Raw genomic sequence first — 24292 nt, forward strand, 5'->3', positions numbered from 1 at the left:
AATCATTAGCCTCAACCCCTGGACCATGTCCGGGGGTTGAGGCTTTTTTGCGTTCACCGGTCTACCGTTCGACCCCTGTGCACCCGGCCGTCGTGGCTGAGGGTAAGGTCAGGGGGCATCATTGGCACGTTCCCCCACAGGAGGCCCCCGGGTGGAGGTCCAGGAGACTCGCGTTCAGACGGACCGGGTCCTCACCATCCCCAACATCCTGAGCATGGCTCGCCTCGTGGGCGTGCCGCTCTTCCTGTGGCTGATTCTCCGACCCGTGTTCGGCGGTCCCAACAGCGACGGCTGGGCCCTGCTCGTACTGATGCTCAGCGGCGTCAGCGACTATCTCGACGGGAAGCTCGCCCGGCGCTGGAACCAGATCAGCAACCTCGGTCGGCTTCTCGACCCCGCCGCCGACCGGCTGTACATCGTTTCCACCCTCATCGGCCTGACCTGGCGCGAGATCCTCCCGCTGTGGCTGACCGCCGCCCTTTTCGCCCGCGAGCTGATGTTGCTCGTGATGGTGGGAATCCTCCGCCGGCACGGCTATCCGCCGCCCCAGGTGAACTTCCTGGGGAAAGCTGCGACTTTCAACCTGATGTACGCGTTCCCCTTGCTGCTGCTCAGTGACGGAACGGGCTGGCTTTCGTCACTCGCCGAAGTTTTCGGGTGGGCCTTCGCAGGATGGGGTACAACTCTGTATTGGTGGGCAGGGATCCTCTACGTGGTCCAGGTCCGCCGACTCGTGAAGGCGGATACCGAGGCCGATTGAGCCCATCTGTCCTGTGCCGTGCAGCGTGGCCGGCACGATCGAGGACGCCCGAGGTCCAGTGAGCGGGCAGGTGCAGTCGGCAGGACCGTCGTCTCTTCAAGGAGGACGCTTCCGACATGAAGGCCGTCGTGATGGCCGGTGGCGAAGGAACCCGACTTCGCCCCATGACCTCGAGCATGCCCAAGCCTCTCCTGCCGGTGGCAAACCGGCCGATCATGGAGCACGTCCTACGACTGCTCAAGAGGCACGGTCTCACCGAGACCGTCGTCACCGTGCAGTTTCTCGCCTCCCTCGTCCGGAACTACTTCGGCGACGGCGAGGAGCTCGGCATGGAGCTCACGTATGCGAACGAGGAGAAACCGCTCGGCACCGCGGGGAGTGTGAAGAACGCCGAGGAGGCGCTGAAGGACGACGCCTTCGTCGTCATCTCGGGGGACGCGCTCACCGACTTCGATCTCACCGACCTGATCGCCTTCCACAAGGAGAAAGGCGCCATGGTCACCGTCTGTCTGACCCGGGTGCCGAATCCGCTGGAATTCGGCATCACGATCGTGGACGAGGAAGGAAAGGTCGAGCGCTTCCTGGAGAAGCCGACCTGGGGACAGGTCTTCTCGGACACCGTGAACACGGGCATCTACGTCATGGAGCCCGAGGTCTTCGACTACGTTCAGGCCGACACCTCCGTCGACTGGTCGGGTGATGTCTTCCCGCAGCTCATGAAGGAGGGCAAGCCGATCTACGGCTATGTCGCCGAGGGCTACTGGGAGGACGTCGGGACCCACGAGAGCTACGTCAAGGCCCAGGCCGACGTGCTCGAAGGGAAGGTCCAGGTCGAACTCGACGGATTCGAGATCTCGCCCGGTGTGTGGGTCGCTGAAGGCGCCGAGGTGCATCCCGACGCCGTGCTGCGCGGCCCGCTGTACATCGGTGACTACGCCAAGGTCGAGGCCGGCGCGGAGGTGCGCGAGCACACCGTCATCGGCTCGAACGTGGTCGTCAAGAGCGGTGCCTTCCTCCACAAGGCCGTCGTCCACGACAACGTCTACATCGGGCAGCAGAGCAATCTGCGCGGCTGTGTGATCGGTAAGAACACCGACATCATGCGAGCGGCCCGGATCGAGGACGGGGCGGTGATCGGCGACGAGTGCCTCGTCGGCGAAGAATCGATCGTTCAGGGGAACGTACGGGTATACCCCTTCAAGACCATCGAGGCCGGCGCCTTCGTCAACACCTCCGTCATCTGGGAGTCGCGCGGTCAGGCCCATCTCTTCGGGGCGCGCGGTGTCTCCGGCATCCTGAACGTGGAGATCACCCCCGAGCTGGCGGTACGGCTCGCGGGTGCGTACGCCACGACGCTGAAGAAGGGGTCCACGGTCACCACCGCCCGTGACCACTCCCGCGGCGCCCGTGCCCTGAAACGGGCCGTGATCTCGGCGCTGCAGGCCAGTGCCATCGACGTACGGGACCTGGAGAACGTACCGCTGCCGGTCGCACGGCAGCAGACCGCCCGGGGAAGCGCGGGCGGGATCATGCTGCGGACCTCGCCCGGTGTGCCGGACTCCGTGGACATCATGTTCTTCGACGAGCGGGGAGCCGACCTCTCGCAGGCCGGGCAGCGCAAGCTGGACCGGGTCTTCGCACGTCAGGAGTACCGGCGGGCGTTCCCCGGCGAGATCGGGGACCTCTCGTTCCCGGCGAGCGTCTTCGACTCGTACACCGGATCGCTGCTGCGGAACGTCGACACGTCCGGGATCGCCGAGGCCGGGCTGAAGGTCGTCGTGGACGCCTCCAACGGCAGTGCCGGGCTCGTCCTGCCGAGCCTCCTCGGCCGCCTCCAGGTGGACGCGCTCACGATCAACCCGGGCCTCGACGAATCGCGGCCCACGGAGTCGGCGGAGACCCGGCGCGCCGGGCTCGTACGGCTCGGGGAGATCGTCGCCTCGGCGCGCGCCGCGTTCGGCGTGCGGTTCGACCCGGTGGGCGAGCGGCTGTCGCTCGTCGACGAGCGGGGCCGGATCATCGAGGACGACCGTTCTCTCCTGGTCATGCTCGACCTCGTGGCCGCCGAGAGGCGGTCCGGGCGGGTGGCGCTGCCCGTGACGACCACGCGGATCGCCGAGCAGGTCGCCGCGTACCACGGCACGCAGGTGGAGTGGACGACGACCTCGCCGGACGATCTGACCAGGGTCGGACGGGAGGAGTCCACGATCTTCGGCGGAGACGGCCGGGGCGGGTTCATCATTCCCGAGTTCAGCAGCGTCTTCGACGGTGCCGCCGCCTTCGTACGGCTCATCGGCCTGGTGGCGCGGACCCAGCTCACGCTGAGCCAGATCGACGCCCGTATCCCGCGGGCGCACGTCCTGAAGCGGGACGTCGCGACGCCATGGGCCGTGAAGGGGCTCGTCATGCGCCGTGTGGTGGAGGCGGCCGGTGAGCGGTCGGTGGACACCACCGACGGCGTACGGGTCGTCGAGGCCGACGGGCGCTGGGTCATGGTGCTGCCCGACCCGGCCGAGGCCGTCACCCATCTGTGGGCCGAGGGGCCCGACGACGCGTCCGCGCAGGCCCTCCTCGACGAGTGGTCGAGCGTGGTCGACAGCGCAGGTCACTGAACCGATGGGACGGGTGAGCCGGGTGGTGTCCGCCGGACGCCGCCCGGCTCATCGGTGGGGCCATTCGGCGGTAGCACCGCCGACGTGCGACGATGTGCGGCATGTCGCAGCAGCACCCCGTTCGGAGCACCGGAACACCGCCACCGCGTCCGGACGCGTCCATGTCGCTGCTGAACAACGTGATGGACCACGCCCTCGACGACGGTTACGCCGAGGCCTCGGCCCGGCGCGCGGCGGAGGGCGGCGGGCTGCCGCGGACCCTGCGCGCCAAGCTGGGCCTCGCGGCCGGTCTCGTCCTCGCGGCGGCCGTCGTGACCGTGGGCGCCGCCGAGGCGCGGATCTCCGCGCCCGTGGTGGCCAAGGAGCGGCAGGAGCTGATCGGCCGGATCGAGGCGGAGACCTCGGCGGCCGAGAAGCTGGAGCAGGACGTCGAGAAGATCCGCGCCGAGGTGGGCGAGCGGCAGCGCAAGGCGCTCGAACAGCACGGCGGTGACCAGGCCGAGCTGGTGGCCCTGCTCTCGGGCGCGACGCCCGTGCACGGTCCGGGTGTGAAGCTCGTGGTCGACGATGCCAAGGGCACCGACGAAGGCGGCGGTGGTCCTCGTGAGAGCAGCGGCTTCTCCGACACCGGCCGGGTCCGCGACCGCGACATGCAGCGGGTCGTCAACGGTCTCTGGGAGTCGGGGGCCGAGGCCGTCGCGATCAACGGCCAGCGGCTGACGTCGCTGTCGGCGATCCGCGCGGCCGGTGACGCCATACTGGTCGACAACAAGCCGCTCGTACCGCCGTACACGGTGCTCGCGGTGGGGGACGGGCAGCGGCTGAGCACCGCGTTCCAGGACAGCGCCGACGGTCAGTACCTGCACGCGCTCCAGGAGAACTTCGGGATCCGCACCAGCATCTCGGCCGAGACCGATGTGCGTCTGCCGGCCGCGCCGAGCCTGATCGTACGTACAGCAGAGCCGAGGGGAGCCGGGGGAGCCAAGCCCACCGGGCGGGCCACGGCCGACACAGGGAAGGGCACATCTTGATCGCCGTACTGGGCCTGATCGTGGGAGTCGTGGTCGGACTGTTGGTCCGTCCCGAGGTTCCGGCGGTGGTCGAGCCCTATCTTCCGATCGCCGTGGTCGCCGCCCTCGACGCGGTCTTCGGCGGCCTGCGGGCCATGCTCGACGGGATCTTCGTCGACAAGGTCTTCGTGGTCTCCTTCCTGTCCAACGTGGTCGTCGCCGCGCTGATCGTGTTCCTCGGCGACAAGCTGGGCGTCGGTGCGCAGCTGTCCACGGGTGTCGTCGTGGTGCTCGGCATCCGGATCTTCTCCAACGCGGCCGCCATCCGGCGGCACGTCTTCAGGGCGTGACACCGATGAGCAACGACGCGAACCCGGAGACCCCCGAGAACCCGGACGACGACCGGCCGACGCCGTCGGCACCCGACACTCCCGCCGCGCCCGTCGCTCCTGCCGCTCCTGCCGCTTCCGAGGAGCAGCGGACCGGGCGCCAGAGGCTGGCTGCCGGGCTCTGGCCGCCGCGGGTGAGCCGGGCCCAACTCATCGTCGCCGTGCTGCTGTTCGTCCTCGGCCTGGGCCTCGCCATCCAGGTCCGCTCCACCAGCGACAACAGCGCCCTGCGCGGGGCGCGCCAGGAGGACCTGGTCCGCATCCTCGACGAGCTCGACGACCGCACGCAGCGGCTCGAGGACGAGAAGGCGCGCCTGGAGACCCAGCGCTCCGAGCTGGAGTCCAGCTCGGACCAGGCCGAGGAGGCGCGCAAGCAGACCCAGGAGAAGGAGCAGCAGCTCGGGATCCTGGCCGGAACGGTCGCCGCGGAGGGTCCGGGCATCACGCTCACCATCCGCGGTGCGGCCGCGGCGGTCGAGTCGGACATGCTGCTCGACGCGATCCAGGAGCTGCGTGCGGCCGGCGCCGAGGCGATCCAGGTCAACGACGTACGGGTCGTCGCGGACAGCTACTTCTCGGGAAGTGGCTCGGACATAGAGATCGATGGAACGAAGGTGGCTGCTCCGTACGTCTTCAAGGTCATCGGCAAGCCCGAGGATCTCGAGCCCGCGCTCAACATCCCTGGTGGAGTCGTGCAGACGCTGGAGAAGGAGCAGGCCACCGCGACCGTGGCCCGGTCCCAGAAGATCGTCGTGGATGCCTTGCGACCCGCGAAGCGGCCTGACTACGCTCAGTCGTCCTCGCAGTGAGGCGGGGCATGGCGGCCGCGCGACAAGGGGAAGACGTTGCGGGGGGTCGCCGCACCACAAGCGTGGTGCGTGGTGGAAACTGTCGGATGGATACGGACGTTGTGAGGATGTCCGGGTCGGCAGGTGTGTTCATTCAGGGTTCGTCCTGCCCCACGGGCGGGTCTGTTTCGGTCAAGGGGAATCGCCCGTGAGTTTTTTTGCGAAGTTGTTCGGCAAGAGCGCACGCGAGGACGGCGGCAACGCCAAGCACCGCGCGCCGCGCCACGCCCAGAGCGAGGAGCAGGGTGGCGAACGCCCGCTCTTCCGCGACGAGGTCGACGGCCCTGGCGCGTCGTCTGTTGACCCTGCCGGTGCCGGGCGCATAGGTTTCGGAGAACCATCAACCTCAGGTACGGGTGGAGGGTTCACCCCCGACCCGTATGCGACACAGACCTCCGCGGGTCAGCCGCGGCAGGAGGATGCGTCCATGCCGGTGTGTACGAGGTGCGGTCACCGCAACGCCGCGGACAGCCGTTTCTGCTCCCACTGCGGCACGCCGCTGCGCGGCGGCGCGCCTGCCGAGCGCGCGTCCGAGACGACGTCGACGATCTCCATCTCCGGTCTCGAGGCGTACGACGCCGAGGTGACCGGCCAGACGGCGATGCCGTCGCTGTCGCCGGAGGCGCTGGCGGCCGTCGAGGCGCTGCCGGCCGGTTCCGCGCTCCTCGTGGTGCGCCGCGGTCCGAACTCGGGCAGCCGCTTCCTGCTGGACGGCGAGCTGACCACGGCCGGCCGTCACCCGCAGAGCGACATCTTCCTCGACGACTTCACCGTCTCGCGTCGCCACGTGGAGTTCCGGCGGGCGCAGGACGGCAGCTTCACCGTCGCCGACGTCGGCAGCCTCAACGGTACGTACCTCAACCGTGAGCCGATCGACTCGGCCGTACTGTCCAACGGCGACGAGGTGCAGATCGGCAAGTACCGGCTGGTCTTCTACTCGAGCCAGCGAGGCATGTGACGCCTCGGGGAAGCCTTCAGGGAAGGTCCATGCTGCGAACACCGACGGGCGGTGCCGGTCACGGCGCCGCCACAGCGGGCGACCGGCTGGTGAGCATCGGGACGGTGCTGAACCAGCTGCGTGACGAGTTTCCCGAAGTGACCATCTCGAAGATCCGGTTCCTGGAGGCCGAGGGGCTCGTCGAGCCCCGGCGGACGGCCTCCGGGTACCGGAAGTTCAGCCGGCAGGACGTGGAGCGGCTCGCGCAGATCCTGCGGATGCAGCGCGACCACTATCTTCCGCTGAAGGTCATCCGGGAGCATCTCGACGCCCTCGCCCGGGGCGAGCAGATCAAGCTCCCGTCCCCCAGCCCCCAGAGGGATCTGCTCGACGGCGCCTGGGACCCGGAGAGCGAGCGGCCGACCGCGGGGCGCGTGGGACGCGCCGAGCTGCTCGCCGCCGCCGAGGTGACCGAGGAGGAGCTCGCGGAGTGGGAGTCGTACGGACTCATCGCCGCGGGACCCGAGGGCGGCTACGACGCCGAGGCGGTCACCGTGGCCAGACTTGTCGCGGATCTGGGGAGATTCGGTCTGGAACCGCGGCACCTCCGGGCGGTCAAAGCGGCCGCGGAGCGCGAGGCGGGGCTCGTCGAGCAGGTGGTCGCGCCGCTGCGCCGACACCGTAACCCGCAGACCAGGGCCCATGCGGAGGCCACCGCGAAGGAACTCGCGGGGCTCTCCGTGAGGCTTCACGCGGCACTGGTCCAGACCGCGCTCGGACTCCGGTTGCAGTGATCTTGTGGGGGCCCGACTACCCAAACCGGTCGGGCACGTCCTAGGGTTGCTGTGTGAACGAGCTCGACGTTGTGGGTGTCCGGGTGGAAATGCCCTCCAACCAACCGATCGTGCTCCTGCGTGAAGTGGGAGGCGATCGGTACCTCCCCATCTGGATCGGACCGGGTGAGGCGACCGCGATCGCCTTCGCCCAGCAGGGCATGGCCCCTGCCAGGCCGCTGACGCACGACCTTTTCAAGGACGTCCTTGAAGCCGTGGGCCAAGAGCTCACCGAGGTCCGCATCACCGATCTCCGAGAAGGTGTCTTCTACGCGGAGCTGGTCTTCGCCAGCGGCGTCGAGGTGAGCGCCAGGCCGTCCGACGCGATAGCGCTGGCCCTGCGCACCGGAACGCCGATCTTCGGCAGTGACGGCGTGCTGGACGACGCCGGTATCGCGATTCCGGACGAGCAGGAGGACGAGGTGGAGAAGTTCCGCGAGTTCCTCGACCAGATCTCTCCCGAGGACTTCGGGTCCAGCAGCCAGTAGGCCGAGCCGTCGGGGGCCCATCGGACGGTGGGGCCCATCGGACGGTGAGGCCCAGGAGGCTGTGAGGGCCCCGCGGTCCACGGGGCGCCGTCAGAGCATTCGGATAGCCTTTCCCCGGAGAGGGACACGGGAAACCACTCTCAGGGTGATTATCACTCGGCGTGCCGAGTGTGGCGATCGTTGACGCACCCCTAGTGACTGCCTACCTTCGTGTGGGCAGGTCAAGGACGGAGGGTCGGCGTGATGAGCAGCGGCGACGGTACGGCAGGGGGCTCCCTCGGGCGCGCGCCCGGAGAGAGCGGTCCGTATCCGCTTCACGGCAGTGTGGGCGACTTCGGGACGGACGCGGGTGCGAGCGTGGTGGCCGCGCAGAACGACGGTTCCGGTGCGTCGACGGAGACCGACACGGTGGGGTACCGCGGTCCGACCGCGTGTGCGGCGGCCGGGATCACCTACCGCCAGCTGGACTACTGGGCACGCACCGGGCTCGTCGAGCCGAGTGTGCGGCCGGCGTACGGATCGGGGACGCAGCGGCTCTACAGCTTCCGTGACGTCGTCGTCCTCAAGATCGTGAAGCGTTTCCTGGACACCGGGGTCGCGCTGCAGAACATCCGGGCCACCGTCCAGCACCTGCGGGCGCGCGGCTTCCGCGATCTGGAGCGGATGACGCTGATGAGCGACGGGGCGACGGTGTACGAGTGCTCCTCGCCGGACGAGGTCGTGGACCTGCTCGCGGGCGGCCAGGGCGTCTTCGGGATCGCCGTGGGCGTGGTCTGGCGCGACGTGGAGGCGGCGCTCTCGCAGCTGCACGGGGAGCGGGTCGACACCGGCGAGACGCTGATCGGGCACAACCCGGGCGACGAACTCGCCCGACGGCGACGCGACCGGGCGGTCTGAGGGCCCGGGCCGTTTGGGGTCCGGGCGGGCGCTTCGCAGTAGGGCTCCGTGCCGTCCGTGGCGCGCCCGTACGTCCGGGCGGGCCGATTGTCAGTGGCGTAGGGGAGCATCGGAGATGTGAGAGCCGCGCCGACGATCCTGCATCTCGACATGGATGCCTTCTTCGCCGCCGCCGAGCAGGCGGCGAAGCCCAGTCTGCGCGGAAAGCCGGTGGTCGTGGGCGGGCTCGGCCCGCGCGGGGTCGTGGCCACCGCCTCGTACGAGGCACGGCGCTTCGGTGTGCACTCCGCGATGCCGATGGCGCAGGCCCGGCGGCTGGCACCGAACGCCGCCTATCTCGTGCCGCGCTTCGGCTTCTACCGGTCGATCAGCGAGCAGGTCATGGAGCTGCTGGGCCGCCTGTCGCCGCTGGTCGAGCCGCTGAGCCTGGACGAGGCCTTCGTCGACCTGGAGGCCGGGGGTGTGGCGCGGGACACCGCGAGCGCCCTGGAGGCCGGTGAGCGGCTGCGCAGGGACATTCTCGCCACCACGGGGCTGACGGGGTCGGTGGGGCTGGCGGGATCGAAGATGCTTGCCAAGATCGCCTCCGAGGAGGCCAAGCCCGACGGTCTGGTGGTCATGGAGCCGGGGACCGAGCGGGAGCTGCTGGGGCCGAAGTCGGTGCGGATCCTCCCGGGGGTCGGGCCCGCCACGGGCGAGCACCTGCGGCGCGCCGGGATGACCACCGTGTCGGACCTCGCGGAAGCGGGCGAGGACGAGCTTGTACGGCTGCTTGGGCGGGCGCACGGGGCCTCCCTGTACCGGATGGCCCAGGGGTACGACGATCGGCCCGTGGTGGCCGAGAGGGACGCGAAGTCGGTGTCGGTCGAGGACACCTTCGACGTGGACCTGCACGACCGGGTGCGGATCCGGACCGAGGTGGAGCGGCTCGCCGAGCGGTGTGTGGGGCGGCTGCGGGCTTCGGGGCACTCGGGGCGCACCATCGTGCTGAAGGTGCGCCGGTTCGACTTCTCGACCCTGACGCGCTCCGAGACGCTGCGGGGGCCCACGGACGATCCGCTCGTGGTCCGGGAGGCGGCCGGCCGGCTCCTCGAAGGCGTGGACACGACGGGTGGAGTGCGGCTGCTCGGGGTGGGGGTGAGCGGGCTCGCGGACTACACGCAGGAGGACCTCTTCGCGCAGGCGGCGGAGGACTCCGCGGGCACGGCGGAGGAGGCGCCCGCGCCGGAGGCCGTGCCGGAGCCGGAGGAGCGGCCGGCCGCCGAGCGGAGATGGTCGCCCGGGCACGACGTGCGGCATGCCCTGTATGGCGCCGGGTGGGTGCAGGGCAGCGGGGTGGGGCGGGTCACCGTGCGCTTCGAGCAGCCGCAGTCACCGCCCGGGCGGGTGCGGACGTTTCTCGTCGACGACCCCGAGCTGGAGCCGGCGGAGCCGCTGCCGCTGGTCGACGGCGGGGCGGACACGGCCGCCGTCGCCTGAAGGGGGCCCAAGCCGGCCGACGGCCGGCCCTGCCGTTCTCCCGCACGCACGGCGGCACGTCTGCGTGCGCGGTCGTCAGGCGTCCTCCTGGCCCGCCAGGCGGCCGAAGTCGTGGTCCATCGGGGGCGGCGGGGGCGGGAGCGCCAGGCTGTAGTGGCGGTAGAGCTGGAGTTCCTGCTCCGGGGAGAGGTGGCGGCCCACGCCGAAATCCGGTGCGTCCTTGATCAGGGCGCGTTCGTACGGGATGTGGAGGCCGTCCTCGACCAGCTCGCTCGGCTCGAGGGGGACGAACGCGTCCCTGCTGAAGAGGCCCGTGCGGACCGCCGCCCATTCGGGGACTCCCGTCGCGTCGTCCAGGTACACCTCGTCCACGGTGCCGATCTTGTGTCCACTGCGGTCGTACGCCTTGCGGCCGATCAGGCTGCGCGGATCGATGTCGGTCTGCACGGTCCCTCCAACGGGTCGCAACTGCTCTACAAGGACTACGAAAGTGCACATCTGGGATGTCGGCCACTTGAGCGATGGGACAGGGAACCGCGCTGGTAGGCTGGCTGTGGCTGTCGACACCGTGCGGGAGAGTCCTCCGGAGAAACCTTTCGGAGGCGCCGAAGGAGCAAATCCTCCCCGGAATCTCTCAGGCACCTGTACCGCACGGGCGAGGTCACTCTGGAAAGCAGAGCGGAAGTCCGACGGCATTCGCTCTCACCGACGGTGAAAACCGGCGCGCCCCTTCGGCATGCCGGTGAAGCTCTCAGGTTGAGATGACAGAGGGGGAGGCCGTCCGGGCACCCACGCCGTGGTGCCCCTCGCAGGTCGTGACGACCAGGAGGCCTCCGTACATGACCGCCCACCGCACTCCGCTGTCCGAGCTCGAACAGGGCATCCCGTTCGAGCAGCGGCACATCGGGCCCGACGCCGAAGCACGGGCCAAGATGCTCGCGCAGGTCGGCTACGGCTCCCTCGACGAGCTCACGGCCGCCGCCGTGCCGGACGTGATCAAGAACGCCGAAGCGCTCGGCCTTCCCGCCGCCCGCACCGAGGCCGAGGTCCTCGCCGAGCTGCGTGACCTCGCCGACCGCAACCAGGTCCTCGCCCCGATGATCGGCCTGGGTTACTACGGCACCTTCACCCCGCCGGTGATCCTCCGCAACGTCATGGAGAACCCGGCCTGGTACACGGCGTACACGCCCTACCAGCCGGAGATCTCGCAGGGCCGCCTGGAGGCGCTGCTCAACTTCCAGACGATGGTCGCCGACCTCACCGGTCTGCCCACCTCCGGCGCCTCCCTCCTCGACGAGAGCACCGCGGCCGCCGAGGCCATGGCCCTCTCCCGGCGGGTCGGCAAGGTCAAGAACGGGGTCTTCCTCGTCGACGCCGACACCCTGCCGCAGACCGTCGCGGTCATCGAGACCCGCGCCGAGCCGACCGGTGTCGAGGTCGTCGTCGCGGACCTGTCCGAGGGCATCCCCGCCGAGATCGCCGAGCGCGGCGTCTTCGGCGTCCTCCTCCAGTACCCCGGCGCCTCCGGCGCCGTCCGTGACATCAAGCCGCTGATCGACGCGGCCCACGAGCTCGGCGCGATCGTCACCGTCGCCGCCGACCTGCTCGCGCTGACGCTGCTCACCTCGCCCGGTGCGCTCGGGGCCGACATCGCCGTCGGCACCACCCAGCGCTTCGGTGTCCCGATGGGCTTCGGCGGTCCGCACGCCGGCTACATGGCCGTCCAGGACAAGCACGCCCGCTCGCTCCCCGGCCGCCTCGTCGGCGTCTCCGTCGACGCCGACGGCAACCGGGCGTACCGCCTGGCCCTGCAGACCCGCGAGCAGCACATCCGCCGCGAGAAGGCCACCAGCAACATCTGTACCGCGCAGGTGCTGCTCGCCGTCATGGCCGGCATGTACGCCGTCTACCACGGCCCCGACGGGCTCAAGGGCATCGCGCAGCGCACCCACCGGTACGCGGCGATCCTGGCGGCCGGCCTGAAGGCCGGTGGCGTCGAGGTCGTCCACGGGGACTTCTTCGACACCCTCACCGTCCGCGTGCCCGGCAAGGCCACCGAGGCCGTCGCCGCCGCCCGCGAGGCCGGTGTCAACCTGTACCGCGTGGACGCCGACCACGTGTCGGTCTCCTGCGACGAGACCACCGGCCGCGCCCAGCTCGCGGCCGTGTGGAACGCCTTCGGCGTCGACGCCGACATCGAGGCCCTGGACGCCGTCACGGAGGACGCGCTGCCCGCCGGGCTGCTCCGCTCCGACGCGTACCTGACCCACCCGGTCTTCCACGCGCACCGCTCCGAGACGTCGATGCTGCGCTACCTGCGCAAGCTCGCCGACCGCGACTACGCGCTCGACCGCGGCATGATCCCGCTCGGCTCCTGCACCATGAAGCTGAACGCGACCACCGAGATGGAGCCGGTGACCTGGCCCGAGTTCGGCCAGATGCACCCCTTCGCCCCGGTCGAGCAGGCGCAGGGCTACCTCACGCTCATCACCGAGCTCGAGGAGCGCCTCGCCGAGGTCACCGGCTACGACAAGGTGTCGATCCAGCCCAACGCCGGTTCGCAGGGCGAGCTGGCCGGTCTGCTGGCCGTCCGCGCCTACCACCGCGCCAACGGCGACGAGCAGCGCACCGTCTGCCTCATCCCGTCCTCCGCGCACGGCACCAACGCCGCCTCCGCGGTCATGGCCGGCATGAAGGTCGTCGTCGTCAGGACCGCCGACGACGGCGAGGTCGACATCGCGGACCTGCGCGCCAAGATCGAGCAGTACCGCGACGAGCTGTCCGTGCTGATGATCACCTACCCGTCCACGCACGGTGTCTTCGAGGAGCACGTCGCCGACATCTGCGGCGAGGTGCACGACGCCGGTGGCCAGGTGTACGTCGACGGCGCCAACCTCAACGCGCTGGTCGGCCTGGCCAAGCCGGGCAAGTTCGGCGGCGACGTCTCGCACCTGAACCTGCACAAGACCTTCTGCATCCCGCACGGTGGCGGCGGCCCGGGCGTCGGTCCGGTCGGTGTGCGCGCGCACCTCGCCCCGTACCTGCCGAACCACCCGCTGCAGCCGACCGCCGGTCCGGCGACGGGCGTCGGCCCGATCTCGGCCGCCCCGTGGGGCTCGGCCGGCATCCTGCCGATCTCCTGGTCGTACGTGCGCCTGATGGGTGGCGAGGGCCTCAAGCGCGCCACGCAGGTGGCCGTCCTCGCGGCGAACTACATCGCGAAGCGTCTGGAGCCGCACTACCCGGTGCTCTACACGGGTCCGGCCGGACTCGTCGCCCACGAGTGCATCGTCGACCTGCGCCCGCTGTCCAAGTCGACCGGTGTCAGCGTCGACGACATCGCCAAGCGCCTGATCGACTACGGCTTCCACGCGCCGACGATGTCGTTCCCGGTGGCCGGCACCCTGATGATCGAGCCGACCGAGTCCGAGGACCTCACCGAACTCGACCGCTTCTGCGACACGATGATCGCGATCCGCGGCGAGATCGAGAAGGTCGCGTCCGGCGAGTGGCCCGCGGACGACAACCCGCTGCACAACGCCCCGCACACCGCGGCGGCGCTTGGCGGCGAGTGGAAGCACGCGTACACCCGTGACGAGGCGGTCTTCCCGGCCGGTGTCTCGGCCGCGGACAAGTACTGGCCGCCGGTGCGCCGGATCGACGGCGCCTTCGGCGACCGCAACCTGGTCTGCTCCTGCCCGCCGATGGACGAGTACGACAACTGAGCGTGAGCCGCCTGAGCGGCGGCCCCCGGGCATGAGTCAGGGCCGGTTCGGAGAGTTCTCCGGGCCGGCCCTTGGCGTGTTTCCCTCGTACGTGTCGTGCCCGGTGCGCCCCGGTGTCAGGCGGCGGTCGTCACCCGGCCCGCCGTCAGCGGGCGGTGCGGGGCGATGATCTGGCCGTCCGGCAGCAGTTCACCGGTGTCCTCGAAGAGCAGGACCCCGTTGCACAGCAGGCTCCAGCCCTGCTCCGGGTGGTGTGCCGTCGGACGGGCCGCCTCCCGGTCGGCGGAGTCGGCGGTGGGACAGGCGGGCTGGTGCTGGCACATGGGTGGGTTCTTTCGCTGCGTCGTGGTGTCTGTCGTCCTGCGGCTCGATGCGGTGCTCATGGGCCGCCCCCGTTGTCGGTTCGGTTGGTCCAGTGTTCCCCTACGGACACGGATCCGCAGGTATTTCACAGCAGCTCTTCCTACTGCATGAAGACGTATCACCCGCGCGGGCGGTTCAACTCAACTGGGCCATCTCTTCGGGTGGTTCGGGGTAGCCCTGGTGGGCTAGTCCGTCCGGGGAGGGGTGTTCGACGCCGTCGTTCGGACAGTATGGCGCCCCGCGGCCGGTCCGGCCGCGGGGCGCGACGGGGCTCGTCGGAGGTGGGTCAGGCCGGCGCCGGGGTGCCGAAGAGCGGAGGGGGAGCGAGCCGCAGGGTGAGGACGGGCAGCAGGTCGGCGACCCGGTGCGGCCTGTGGGCCGCGATGCCGGGGGGTGCCGGGGCGAGCGGAACCAGCAGATCGGCCGGGTCCGGCGACGACGAGGCCGGGTCGGCGTCGGTGTCGCCGTGCAGCCACAAGGTCAGCATGTACAGCTCCGGTACGGAGAGCAGCCGCGGCTGGTACGCCGTGGGCAGCGACTCGGCCTGGAGCAGGGCGCGTTCGGTGGCCGTGATGTAGGGGCCCTCGAAGAAGTGCGAGAACGACCAGCCGTCGAGGGTGACCATGGTGTCGGCGGCGGCCACCGCCCGGTCGGTGCCCCGGATGAGGAAGCGCCAGCCGGCCAGCCGCGTACGCGGTGCCTGCCCGGGCGGGACGACCTGGTCCCGTACGTCGAGGACGTGGACGGGCAGGGGCACCTCGGGGCTCAGGGGCCCCTGGGCGGCCCGCAGGGCGGGAGTTCGTGCCTCGCGGACGGCGGTGGGGGAACCGAGGGCCGCGAGGACACTGCGCAGGGCCGGCGCAGGGGCCGGGGAGGGTCGGAGCATGATGGGTCGCCTCTCGCTCAGGAGACACGGTGATGCGTGGGCAGGTACGACGGCGCTGTGGGCTGCCGGGCCGAAGGGGCCATGAAGCCATGGCCGGGCGCCAACACTCTGCCTCGTTCGCGGAGTTTATACGAGAGGTGTTCACGCGTTGTTTCCTCTAGCGGTCGCCGATATTGCCGACAAGGCGCCATCAGGCCTTGCTGCGGAGGCGATTAATCGTATTTGCGACACGCGTAGGTCGTCTGCCTGCGAGGACTTCAACGCCGCGGACGGCCAGAAATCGACCCCACGTTTTCGTTGAATATGGCAGCGGAATATGTCCTTTGCCGATGTCCTCGGGACGTGCCGGGCGATTGCTCGGACCAGCCTATCGTTCAACGAGGGCCGCCCGCAGGCGTTATGGATCAATCGTGTGGGGCATCATCGTTCGTGACACGCGCGGCCGTAGCCGTGGCCGCCCGATCGGGAGGGAAGCTTCCATGGGGGAGAAGGTCGTGGCAGACGGGTTCGACCTGTCCGATCGGCAGAGATACCGCAGGAAGCTCCAGCAGTGCCTGGCGGGGCTCGCGAGGCTCCTGGCGGAGAAGAGGTTCGACCGGCCGCGGAATCTGATGGGCCTGGAGATCGAACTCAATCTCGCGGGTGCCGACGGTATGCCGAGGATGGTCAATGGTCCGGTCCTGGAGCGCATCGCGAGCCCGGATTTCCAGACGGAACTGGGAATGTTCAATCTCGAAGTGAACATCGCTCCGCACCGGCTCGGGGGCCGCGTTTTCGACCGGCTCGCGGAGGAACTCAGGACCGGTCTCGGATATGCCGACCGCAAGGCCCGCGAAGTCGACGCGGGCGTCGTCATGATCGGAATTCTGCCCACGCTCGCGCAGGACGACCTCGTCTTCGAGAACCTGTCGGCCGTCGACCGGTACACCCTGCTCAACGACCAGATCGTCGCCGCCCGCGGCGAGGACTTCACGCTCGACATACACGGTGTGGAGCGGCTCACCTGTACCTCCACCTCGATCGTGCCCGAGGCGGCCTGCACCTCCGTGCAACTGCACCTCCAGGTCACGCCGGCGCGGTTCGCCGCGGTGTGGAACGCGGCGCAGGCCGTGGCGGCGGTGCAGATCGCCGTCGGTGCCAACTCGCCCTTCCTCTTCGGCCGGGAGCTGTGGCGCGAGTCCAGGCCGCCGCTGTTCCAGCAGGCCACGGACACCCGGCCGCCGGAGCTCCAGGCGCAGGGCGTGCGGCCGCGGACCTGGTTCGGGGAACGGTGGGTGGACTCCGCGTACGACCTCTTCGAGGAGAACCTGCGGTACTTTCCCCCGTTGTTGCCGATCTGCGACGAGGAGGACCCGCTCCTCGTCCTCGACAAGGGCGGGGTGCCGAAGCTTCAGGAGCTCGTCCTGCACAACGGGACGGTCTATCGCTGGAACCGGCCGGTCTACGGATGGGTCGACGGCGTCCCGCATCTGCGGGTGGAGAACCGGGTGCTGCCGGCCGGGCCGACCGTCACCGACGTCGTCGCCAACGCGGCCTTCTACTACGGCCTGGTGCGGGCGCTCGCCGAGGACACCCGGCCGGTCTGGAAGCGGCTGCCCTTCGAGGACGCCGCGGCCAACTTCGACATCGCCTGCCGCCACGGCATCGAGTCGGAGCTGCGCTGGCCGCGGCCCGGGCGCTCGGGCGGAGTGGCGACCGTGCCGGCCGTACGGCTCGTCCTCGACGAGCTGCTGCCGCTGGCCGCGGCCGGGCTCGACGCCTGGCACGTGGAACCGGCGGACCGGGACTTCTACCTCGGGGTGATCGAGGAGCGCTGCCGGGGGCGGGTCAACGGCGCCTCCTGGCAGGCCGACACGTTCCACAAGGCGCTGGAGGCCGGTCTCGACCGGGAGGCGGCGCTGGCGGCCACGACCCGGAGGTACGCCGAGCTGATGCACGGTGGCGAGCCGGTGCACCGATGGCCGGTGGGGATCGACTAGCCACCCGGAATGGCGCGCGCCCCGGCTCGTCGCGCATGATCTCCGTACCCGGAACGCGATGGGGAAGTGGAGAACAGGTGTGGTGTCGGATCGACGAGTGGTGCCCGCTGCCCTTCCGCCCGACGGTCTGCCGCGCGGGATCCTGCGGTCCGAGACCCTGATCGTCCTGGCGCTGTCGCTGGGCGCGAGCGCCCTGTCGTCGCTCATCAGCTTCACCGGCTCGCTGACCAGGCCCGGCGGACTGAAGGAACAGGCGGCGACGCTCAACGGCTCGTACGCGCCCGGGCGCCCCTGGCTCGATCTGGCCTGGCAGCTCTTCGGCATCGCGTCGGCGCTGGTCCCGGTCGTGCTCGTCGCCCATCTGCTGCTGCGCGAGGGCTCGGGGATGCGGGCGATCGGCTTCGACCGGACCCGCCCCTGGCCGGATCTCGGGAAGGGGACGCTGGTCGCGGCCGGGATCGGGAGCGCAGGGCTGGCCTTCTACCTGGCGGCGCGGGGGGCCGGGTTCAACCTGACCGTGGTGCCCGAGTCGCTGCCGGACGTGTGGTGGAAGTACCCGGTGCTGATCCTGTCGGCGGTGCAGAACTCCGTACTGGAGGAGGTCATCGTCGTCGGCTATCTGCTGCGCCGGCTCGGGCAGTTGGGGTGGTCGCCGACGGCGGCCATGGTGGCGAGTTCGGTGCTGCGCGGTTCGTACCACCTCTACCAGGGCATCGGCGGCTTCATCGGGAATGTCGTGATGGGCGTCGTGTTCGTGTACCTCTACCGCCGCTGGGGACGGGTGGGTCCGCTGGTGGTGGCGCACGCCCTGCTCGACATCGTGGCCTTCGTCGGATACGGCCTGCTGGCCGGGAGGGTGGACTGGCTGCCCACCGTGTAGCCGAGGGCGACGGCGGAGGTACGGAGAAGGGGCGTACGGCGAGGGCCGTACGCCCCTTCTCCGCGTCCGGCGGCCGGCCGGGGCGGCGGGTCCTCAGGCGTTCAGCTCGCCGTCGATGACCGTGACCGCGTGGCCCGTCAGCAGGGTGCGGTCGCCGCGCAGCCGGGTGCGGACGATGCCCGTGCGGGCGCCGCCCTGGAAGCCGGTGAGGTCGTCGCGGCCCAGGCGCGCGGACCAGAACGGGGCGAGCGCGGTGTGCGCGCTGCCGGTGACCGGGTCCTCGTCGATGCCGAGGCCGGGGAAGAAGCCGCGGGAGACGAAGTCGTAGCCGCGCTCCGGCTGTTCGGCGGCGGCGGTGGCGATCACTCCGCGGTCGGAGAGGTCGACCAGGGCCGCGAAGTCGGGTGCCAGGGAGCGGACGGCGGCCTCGTCGCGCAGTTCGACGAGGAGGTCGCCGATGTGGGCGGCGGTGTCGTGGACGGAGACGATCTCCGCGCCGAGGGCCTTCTCCAGGCCGACGGGGGCCTTGACGGGCGTCAGCGACGAGGTCGGGAAGTCCATGGTGATGGTGCCGTCCGGAGCCGTGGTGGCTCCGAGGACGCCGCAGCGGGCGGCGAACCGCACCGTCCCGGTCGCCGCGCCGGTGGTGTGCAGGACGTGGGCGGTGGCGAGCGTGGCATGGCCGCACATGTCCACCTCGGCGACCGGGGTGAACCAGCGCAGTGCCCAGTCGGCCTCGCCGCCCTGCGGAAGCGGGTGGGCGAAGGCCGTCTCGGAGAGGTTGACCTCGGCGGCCACCTTCTGGAGCCAGTGGTCGTCGGGGAAGGAGTCGAGGAGGAGGACCCCCGCCGGATTGCCGGAGAAGGGGCGGTCGGTGAACGCGTCGACGATTCGGATCCGCATGTCATGGACCGTACCGGGGCGGTAAAGCCGCAGGCCAAGGCCAATCCGGGACGACTGGACCGGCCGAGTGTTGGCAAACGAAGTATTCCGATATATCGTTGAGGCATCGCGACAGTTCGACGATGTACCCGATGGAAGGAGCGTTGCGATGCGTTCACATGGACACGAACACGGACATGGAGACTGCGGACCCGGCCCTCGTGGTCGCGGAGGCCCTCGCGGTGAGTTCGAGGGCCTGCGCGCCGCCTTCGGCAATTTCGGGCCGGGCTTCGGCGGCGGACCATGGGGCGGAGGCCCCTTCGGCGGCGGGCGCGGTCGCGGAGGCGGCCGGGGGCGGGCGCGGCGCGGAGACGTGCGCGCCTCGATCCTCACCCTGCTGAAGGACCGGCCGATGCACGGCTACGAGATGATCCAGGAGATCGGGGAGCGCAGCGGCGGGGCGTGGAAGCCCAGCCCCGGCTCCGTCTACCCGACGCTGCAGCTCCTCGAGGACGAGGGCCTGATCACCAGCGAGAGCGAGGGCGGCAAGAAGCTGTTCACGCTCACCGACGCCGGCCGGATCGAGGCCGAGTCGGGGCCGGAGGCCCCCTGGGAAGAGGCCGGGCGCGGCGTCGACTGGGAGGCCGTCAACGAGATCCGGCAGGCCGGCTTCGGTCTGATGGAGGCGTTCGGGCAGGTCTGGAAGACCGGCAACACCGAGCAGCGGCAGAAGGCCGTCGCGGTGATCAACGAAGCCCGTAAGAAGCTGTACCTGATCCTGGCCGACGAGGACTGAGTACGACAGAGCCCGAGGCCTCGTGGAGAACTCCGCGAGGCCTCGGACTTCCGTCGTCCCGGGCTCAGGCCACCAGGCCGGCCAGCTTGCGCAGGGACTCGTTGAGCGCCGCGGTCGCCGAGTCCTTCAGCTTGCCCGCCATCAGGGAGACGGCCGCGCCGGTGAACTCGCCGTCGATCCGCACCGTCGTCGCGCCTCCTTCGGCCGCCAGCGAGTAGCGCGTTCCGACGATCACTCCCATCGGGCCCTTGCCCCGGATGGCCAGCACCCGCGTGGTGTCCAGCTCCTCCACCGTCCAGGTCACCTCGGCGGGGAAGCCCATCAGCTTCATGTTCTCCGCGAAGGTGGCGCCCGTCTCCAGAGAGGCCGGGCCGCCGTTCGGGAAGTTGGTGTGGGTGGCGTTCCACTCCCCGTACGAGGAGAAGTCCGTCAGCTGCGCCCAGACCTTCTCGGCCGGCGCCTCGATCCGTGCCTCCGCGCTGACTTCGGCCATGCGACCACCCCTTCACGGGTTCCGTCCGACTCTGGTGTCGCGGAACGTAGCCGGGCGGCTGCGAACATTCAATACTGATGAACCGTCAGTTCTTCGGTGTCGCCGATCCACCAGATCCGGGCCGCGTCGAACCAGTCGGAGGCCCGCGGTCCGCCGCCCTCGTCATGGCAGTGGAACGCGGCCCAGAAGAGGTCGGCCGGCAGCGCTTCCCGCGGCGCGTACACGCGGTAGACGTACTGCCGCCCGTCGAGTGCGAGCAGAGCCACCATCCAGAACATGTTCTGAAGACGAAGCGGGAGGGCGCCGTGGTTGCGTTCGGGGCGCAAAGCAAGGCGACGCGCGCCCCTGGGGGGCGATCGCCCGCAATCTCCTCCGCAAGGAGGAGGGACCGCTCGGCTGTGCCCAACTCCGGTGGGATGCGCACATGCTTCTCGGCGGGGATGTCCCGGCCGCCGGAGGCTGATGAGGTGGGAGGGTGCAAAGTCCTGTCCCCCGCGTGCCCCGGCAGCCTCCGGCCCGCCGTCCGGAAATCCACCTCGGCCGCTTCACCGCCGAGCTCGCGACGGTCGTGGCGGGCGCGCGCCGCCGAGCCCTGCGCGACGGCGACCGGCAGATCGACACCGCCCATCTGCTGCACTCCCTGATCGAGGCCGACCCCGAGGTGGGCGCCGCCTTCGCGGGCGGTCCGCCGCAGCTCGCGCGCGTGCTCGGCTACCTCGTCCAGCGCCCCATCGGTTACGGCATCCGCTGGCGGGGCTCGGTCGAGGACTCCGGAGCCCTGGACGTCGTACGGGACTCCGGCGTTCCGCGGCTGGTGCGGGACACGGACGCCCTGGGTGTCGTACGGGACGCGGAGGCCGCGGCGGCGGCCGGCTGGTCGCCCGCGGCGGCCTCCGCGATGGGCGGGGCGTGGGAGCGGGCCGCGCTGCGCGGGGGCCGGCGCGCCCGAGGCCTCGATCTGCTGGCCGTCATCGCCGCGGATCCGGAGAGCCGGGCGGCCGAGGTGCTCCGCCGGGCGGGGGTCGACCCGCAGGCGCTCGCCGACCGGATCGGGGAGCTGTCTCAACAGGTGTAACGGGACTTACGCCCCTGACGCCGTCCTGTCATGATGGCCCGATGCACGCGTCTCAGGGGAGAAGCGCCGGCCTGGGACTCGCCCTGGCCTCGGCCTTCGCATTCGGTGGTTCAGGTGTGGCGGCCAAGCCGCTCATCGAGGCGGGACTCGACCCGCTCCATGTGGTGTGGCTCCGGGTGGCCGGCGCCGCCCTCGTCATGCTGCCGGTGGCCTGGCGCCATCGCGACCTCCTGCGGCGCAAGCCCGCCCTCCTCGCCGGCTTCGGCCTCCTCGCCGTCGCCGGGGTCCAGGCCTTCTACTTCGCCTCGATCTCCCGGATCCCGGTCGGCGTCGCGCTGCTCATCGAGTACCTCGCGCCGGCCCTCGTCCTCGGCTGGGTCCGCTTCGTCCAGCGCCGGCCCGTCACCCGCGCCGCCGCGCTCGGCGTCGTCCTCGCCGTCGGCGGTCTCGCCTGCGTCGTCCAGGTCTGGTCCGGCCTCAGCTTCGACCTGCTCGGACTCCTCCTCGCGCTCGGTGCGGCCTGCTGCCAGGTCGGCTACTTCGTCCTCTCCGACCAGGGCGGCGACGAGTCCGACCCGGCCGACCCGCTGGGCGTCATCGCCTACGGACTGCTCTTCGGGGCCCTCGTCCTCACCGTCGTGGCCCGGCCGTGGGGCATGGACTGGGCGGTGCTCGCCGGCAGCGCGGACATGGACGGCACCAGCGCCCCCGCCTGGCTGCTCCTCGGCTGGATCGTGCTGATCGCCACCGTCCTCGCGTACGTCACCGGAGTCATCTCGGTGCGCCGTCTGTCGCCGCAGGTGGCCGGAGTCGTGGCCTGCCTCGAGGCCGTGATCGCGACCGTCCTGGCCTGGGTGCTGCTCGGCGAACATCTGGCGGCGCCGCAGATCATCGGCGGTGCGGTGGTCCTCGTCGGCGCGTTCATCGCCCAGTCGTCCACGCCGAAGGCGGCCTCGGTGGAGCCGGTCGCCGGATCCGGGACGGGCACCCGCGAAGCCGAGTTGCCGGCCGGCCGGACCGCCCCTTAGGGTGCCGATCATGCATTCGACCGTCCTTCCGCCTCCCGCCGCCTAGGCGCGGGCGGCACTCTCCCTGACGAAGACCGGGCTCGGGCAGTCCCCGAGCGGTTCGTCGCTGCCCGCGTGCGGAGTCGAGCGACCACACCACCCCGTCTTCACACGGAGAAGCACGTGTCGAATTCCTCCTCCGCGTCCGCGGCAGCCATGCCTGCCGTCGGGCGGAGCCTGCTCTACCTGATCGTCGCCGGAATCGCCTGGGGCACCGCCGGTGCCGCGGCCTCGCTGATCTTCCAGGTCAGCGACATGGGTCCGCTGGCACTGTCCTTCTGGCGTTGCGTCGGCGGCCTGGTGCTGCTGCTCGGGGCGCTCGCGCTGAGGCCCCGGCCCCGGTTCCGCAGGAGCGCGGCCGCGGCGGCGGAACCGCGCCGGCGCCGGCTGATCCGCATCCTCGGCACGGGGATCGGACTGACCGTCTTCCAGAGCGCCTACTTCGCCGCCGTCGAGGCCACCGGACTCGCGGTCGGCACCGTCGTCACCCTCGGCGCGGGCCCCGTCCTGATCGCGCTCGGCGCCCGGCTCACCATGGGCGAACGGCTCGGCGGCGGGGGCGCGGCCGCCGTGGGCGGCGCGCTCGCGGGACTGGCCGTCCTCGTCCTCGGCGGCGACAGCGGTGAGGTCAGGCCGCTCGGCGTGGCACTCGCGGTGCTCTCGGCGGCCGGGTACGCGGCCATCACCCTGCTCACCCGGTGGCTCGGCCGAGACGGCGGAGGCTCGGACGCGCTGTCGACGACCACCTGGGCCTTCGCGATCGGCGCGGTCGGGCTGCTGCCGATGGCCGTGGCGGAGGGCCTGTTCCCGCACACCGGGCGGCCCGTGGAGGTGCTCGGGCTGCTGGTGTACGTGGCGGCCGTGCCGACCGCGCTCGCCTACGCGCTGTACTTCGCCGGGGCGGCGGTCGTGCGGGCCGCGACCGTCTCCGTGATCATGCTGCTGGAACCGGTGAGCGCGGCGGTGATCGCGGTGACGGTACTGGGGGAGAAGCTGACCACACCGACGGTGGTGGGCACGCTGCTGCTGCTCACTGCGGTGACCGGGCTCGCCCTCGCGGAGGCGCGGGACGCCGCCGCGCGGCGCGGGGAGGCCGCGGCGTAGTCCGGTGGTGGAGGCGCGAGGGCGTGCCTGGCGCCTCGCCGGAGGTCCCCGAGCCGCACGCTCACGGCCCGGGTGAGGGCCGGTGAGGACGCGCTCTCTCGGAGTGAACCCTCTCGGAACGGGTCCCCGCGACCCGGTCTCCTAGGTGCGCCGACGGAGTTGGTGGGCCGCGCTCTCGGCGTCTCCCCGGCCCGCCCGGGCCGTCAGGCCCGCCACGATCCGGTCCTGGACGGCCTCCGGCTTGTGGTTCGCGTACTTGAACTTGGCCCGGACACCGGTCACGTCGAGGCGCAGCACCCGCAGGCCCGGCAGGAGGCGGCCGAACGGCGCCCCGCCGGCCGTGACCGGAGCCGTGCCGCCCTCCGGCTGGAAGTGCGCGACCTGGCGGTTCAGGAGCCGCGCCTTCTCCGCCGGGTCGTCGACCACGTGCGCCGTGCAGCGCAGTTGGACAGCGGCGTAGAAGGAGGTGGGGGTCCCGTGCTCGCACGGGGCTCCCTCCGGGGCGGCCCACGGGCCGGGGACGAAGGCGTAGTCGTCGACCACGCTCAGCACCACCGTCGGGTTCTCCTCCAGCGCGCGCCAGAGCGGGTTGGGGCGGGCGAGATGGGCGATGACCTGCCCGTGGGGGCCGGGCTCGGAGTCGTACCGGAAGTGCATCGGCTGCACCCACGGCGGCTCGCCGGGCAGTCCGTTGACCGCGAGCTGGCCGAAGTCGTGACCGGTCAGCCAGTCGCGCCACTCGGCTGATTCGTGGGCGGCGTCCCAGGGATGGATCAGCATGGCCCGGCC

Annotated in this window: 24 protein-coding genes and 1 riboswitch; of the genes, 17 read left to right on the forward strand and 7 right to left on the reverse strand. The window is 70.8% G+C overall.

Going from position 1 to position 24292, the window contains the following annotated elements; translation table 11 throughout:
* Positions 1-151 precede the first annotated feature (151 nt).
* The 10 genes from M5362_RS10560 (at position 152) to M5362_RS10605 (ending at position 10253) form a co-directional block, all read left to right on the forward strand.
* Positions 152-760, forward strand: a complete 609-nt coding sequence (locus tag M5362_RS10560; protein ID WP_260227174.1) for a CDP-alcohol phosphatidyltransferase family protein — start codon at positions 152-154, stop codon at positions 758-760.
* Between the two features lie 116 nt (positions 761-876).
* The gene (locus M5362_RS10565) at positions 877-3372 is read left to right on the forward strand and encodes a mannose-1-phosphate guanyltransferase (protein ID WP_260227175.1); all 2496 of its coding nucleotides are present in this window, start codon (positions 877-879) and stop codon (positions 3370-3372) included.
* Positions 3373-3473: 101 nt separating this feature from the next.
* Positions 3474-4403, forward strand: a complete 930-nt coding sequence (locus M5362_RS10570) for a DUF881 domain-containing protein (protein ID WP_260227176.1) — start codon at positions 3474-3476, stop codon at positions 4401-4403.
* Positions 4400-4732 carry a small basic family protein gene (locus M5362_RS10575; RefSeq protein ID WP_015032176.1) on the forward strand — a complete coding sequence of 111 codons (333 nt, stop codon included), beginning with the start codon at positions 4400-4402 and terminating at the stop codon, positions 4730-4732. Before M5362_RS10570 ends, M5362_RS10575 begins: the two co-directional genes overlap by 4 nt.
* Before the next feature lie 5 nt (positions 4733-4737).
* Positions 4738-5580, forward strand: coding sequence for a DUF881 domain-containing protein (locus M5362_RS10580; RefSeq protein WP_260227177.1), 843 nt, complete (start codon positions 4738-4740; stop codon positions 5578-5580).
* A 79-nt stretch (positions 5581-5659) separates the two neighbouring features.
* Complete coding sequence (locus tag M5362_RS10585; protein ID WP_260227621.1) at positions 5660-6577, forward strand: FHA domain-containing protein; 918 nt, start codon at positions 5660-5662, stop codon at positions 6575-6577.
* Between the two features lie 29 nt (positions 6578-6606).
* Positions 6607-7350 carry a MerR family transcriptional regulator gene (locus M5362_RS10590; protein ID WP_260227178.1) on the forward strand — a complete coding sequence of 248 codons (744 nt, stop codon included), beginning with the start codon at positions 6607-6609 and terminating at the stop codon, positions 7348-7350.
* A gap of 53 nt (positions 7351-7403) precedes the next feature.
* The gene (locus tag M5362_RS10595; protein WP_158985224.1) at positions 7404-7877 is read left to right on the forward strand and encodes a bifunctional nuclease family protein; all 474 of its coding nucleotides are present in this window, start codon (positions 7404-7406) and stop codon (positions 7875-7877) included.
* A 243-nt stretch (positions 7878-8120) separates the two neighbouring features.
* Positions 8121-8774, forward strand: a complete 654-nt coding sequence (locus tag M5362_RS10600) for a MerR family transcriptional regulator (RefSeq protein WP_260227179.1) — start codon at positions 8121-8123, stop codon at positions 8772-8774.
* A 117-nt stretch (positions 8775-8891) separates the two neighbouring features.
* The gene (locus tag M5362_RS10605; protein ID WP_260227180.1) at positions 8892-10253 is read left to right on the forward strand and encodes a DNA polymerase IV; all 1362 of its coding nucleotides are present in this window, start codon (positions 8892-8894) and stop codon (positions 10251-10253) included.
* A gap of 75 nt (positions 10254-10328) precedes the next feature.
* On the opposite strand, the gene M5362_RS10610 is transcribed toward M5362_RS10605, so the two are convergent.
* Positions 10329-10700, reverse strand: a complete 372-nt coding sequence (locus M5362_RS10610; protein ID WP_260227181.1) for a PRC-barrel domain-containing protein — start codon at positions 10698-10700, stop codon at positions 10329-10331.
* A 114-nt stretch (positions 10701-10814) separates the two neighbouring features.
* Positions 10815-10913: riboswitch (glycine riboswitch) on the forward strand.
* Positions 10914-11092: 179 nt separating this feature from the next.
* Here M5362_RS10610 and gcvP point away from each other — a divergent pair.
* The gene (gcvP, locus tag M5362_RS10615; protein WP_260227182.1) at positions 11093-13978 is read left to right on the forward strand and encodes an aminomethyl-transferring glycine dehydrogenase; all 2886 of its coding nucleotides are present in this window, start codon (positions 11093-11095) and stop codon (positions 13976-13978) included.
* Between the two features lie 116 nt (positions 13979-14094).
* Here gcvP and M5362_RS10620 read toward each other — a convergent pair whose 3' ends face one another.
* Both M5362_RS10620 and M5362_RS10625 read right to left on the reverse strand, forming a co-directional pair.
* Positions 14095-14301, reverse strand: a complete 207-nt coding sequence (locus M5362_RS10620; RefSeq protein ID WP_308354866.1) for a DUF5999 family protein — start codon at positions 14299-14301, stop codon at positions 14095-14097.
* A 326-nt stretch (positions 14302-14627) separates the two neighbouring features.
* Positions 14628-15227 (reverse strand): hypothetical protein, encoded by a 600-nt coding sequence (locus M5362_RS10625; protein WP_260227184.1) that lies wholly within the window; start codon positions 15225-15227, stop codon positions 14628-14630.
* A 479-nt stretch (positions 15228-15706) separates the two neighbouring features.
* On the opposite strand from M5362_RS10625, the gene M5362_RS10630 reads away from it, so the two are divergent.
* Positions 15707-17206 carry a glutamate-cysteine ligase family protein gene (locus M5362_RS10630; RefSeq protein WP_260227185.1) on the forward strand — a complete coding sequence of 500 codons (1500 nt, stop codon included), beginning with the start codon at positions 15707-15709 and terminating at the stop codon, positions 17204-17206.
* Between the two features lie 82 nt (positions 17207-17288).
* On the forward strand, positions 17289-18086 hold the full coding sequence (locus tag M5362_RS10635; protein ID WP_374214441.1) for a CPBP family intramembrane glutamic endopeptidase: 798 nt from the start codon (positions 17289-17291) through the stop codon (positions 18084-18086).
* Between the two features lie 93 nt (positions 18087-18179).
* Here the strand turns inward: M5362_RS10635 and M5362_RS10640 are convergent, their stop codons facing one another.
* Entirely contained in the window at positions 18180-18989 is an 810-nt protein-coding gene (locus M5362_RS10640; protein ID WP_260227186.1) for a PhzF family phenazine biosynthesis protein, read from the reverse strand.
* A gap of 148 nt (positions 18990-19137) precedes the next feature.
* Between M5362_RS10640 and M5362_RS10645 the strand changes: the two genes are divergently transcribed.
* Positions 19138-19764 carry a PadR family transcriptional regulator gene (locus M5362_RS10645; protein WP_260227187.1) on the forward strand — a complete coding sequence of 209 codons (627 nt, stop codon included), beginning with the start codon at positions 19138-19140 and terminating at the stop codon, positions 19762-19764.
* 64 nt (positions 19765-19828) lie between these two features.
* On the opposite strand, the gene M5362_RS10650 is transcribed toward M5362_RS10645, so the two are convergent.
* Both M5362_RS10650 and M5362_RS10655 read right to left on the reverse strand, forming a co-directional pair.
* The gene (locus M5362_RS10650) at positions 19829-20257 is read right to left on the reverse strand and encodes an SRPBCC family protein (RefSeq protein WP_260227188.1); all 429 of its coding nucleotides are present in this window, start codon (positions 20255-20257) and stop codon (positions 19829-19831) included.
* Positions 20258-20325: 68 nt separating this feature from the next.
* Positions 20326-20535 (reverse strand): hypothetical protein, encoded by a 210-nt coding sequence (locus tag M5362_RS10655; protein WP_260227189.1) that lies wholly within the window; start codon positions 20533-20535, stop codon positions 20326-20328.
* Between the two features lie 197 nt (positions 20536-20732).
* Between M5362_RS10655 and M5362_RS10660 the strand changes: the two genes are divergently transcribed.
* From M5362_RS10660 to M5362_RS10670, 3 genes are all read left to right on the forward strand, one after another.
* On the forward strand, positions 20733-21332 hold the full coding sequence (locus M5362_RS10660) for a Clp protease N-terminal domain-containing protein (protein ID WP_374214442.1): 600 nt from the start codon (positions 20733-20735) through the stop codon (positions 21330-21332).
* Positions 21333-21373: 41 nt separating this feature from the next.
* Positions 21374-22360 (forward strand): DMT family transporter, encoded by a 987-nt coding sequence (locus M5362_RS10665; protein WP_260227191.1) that lies wholly within the window; start codon positions 21374-21376, stop codon positions 22358-22360.
* Between the two features lie 195 nt (positions 22361-22555).
* Positions 22556-23503, forward strand: a complete 948-nt coding sequence (locus M5362_RS10670) for a DMT family transporter (RefSeq protein ID WP_260227623.1) — start codon at positions 22556-22558, stop codon at positions 23501-23503.
* 141 nt (positions 23504-23644) lie between these two features.
* Here M5362_RS10670 and M5362_RS10675 read toward each other — a convergent pair whose 3' ends face one another.
* Positions 23645-24283: an FMN-binding negative transcriptional regulator gene (locus M5362_RS10675; RefSeq protein WP_260227192.1), complete on the reverse strand. Its 639-nt coding sequence runs from the start codon at positions 24281-24283 to the stop codon at positions 23645-23647.
* Positions 24284-24292 lie beyond the last annotated feature (9 nt).

This window comes from Streptomyces sp. Je 1-79, from assembly GCF_025195125.1.
Taxonomy (GTDB): Bacteria; Actinomycetota; Actinomycetes; order Streptomycetales; family Streptomycetaceae; genus Streptomyces.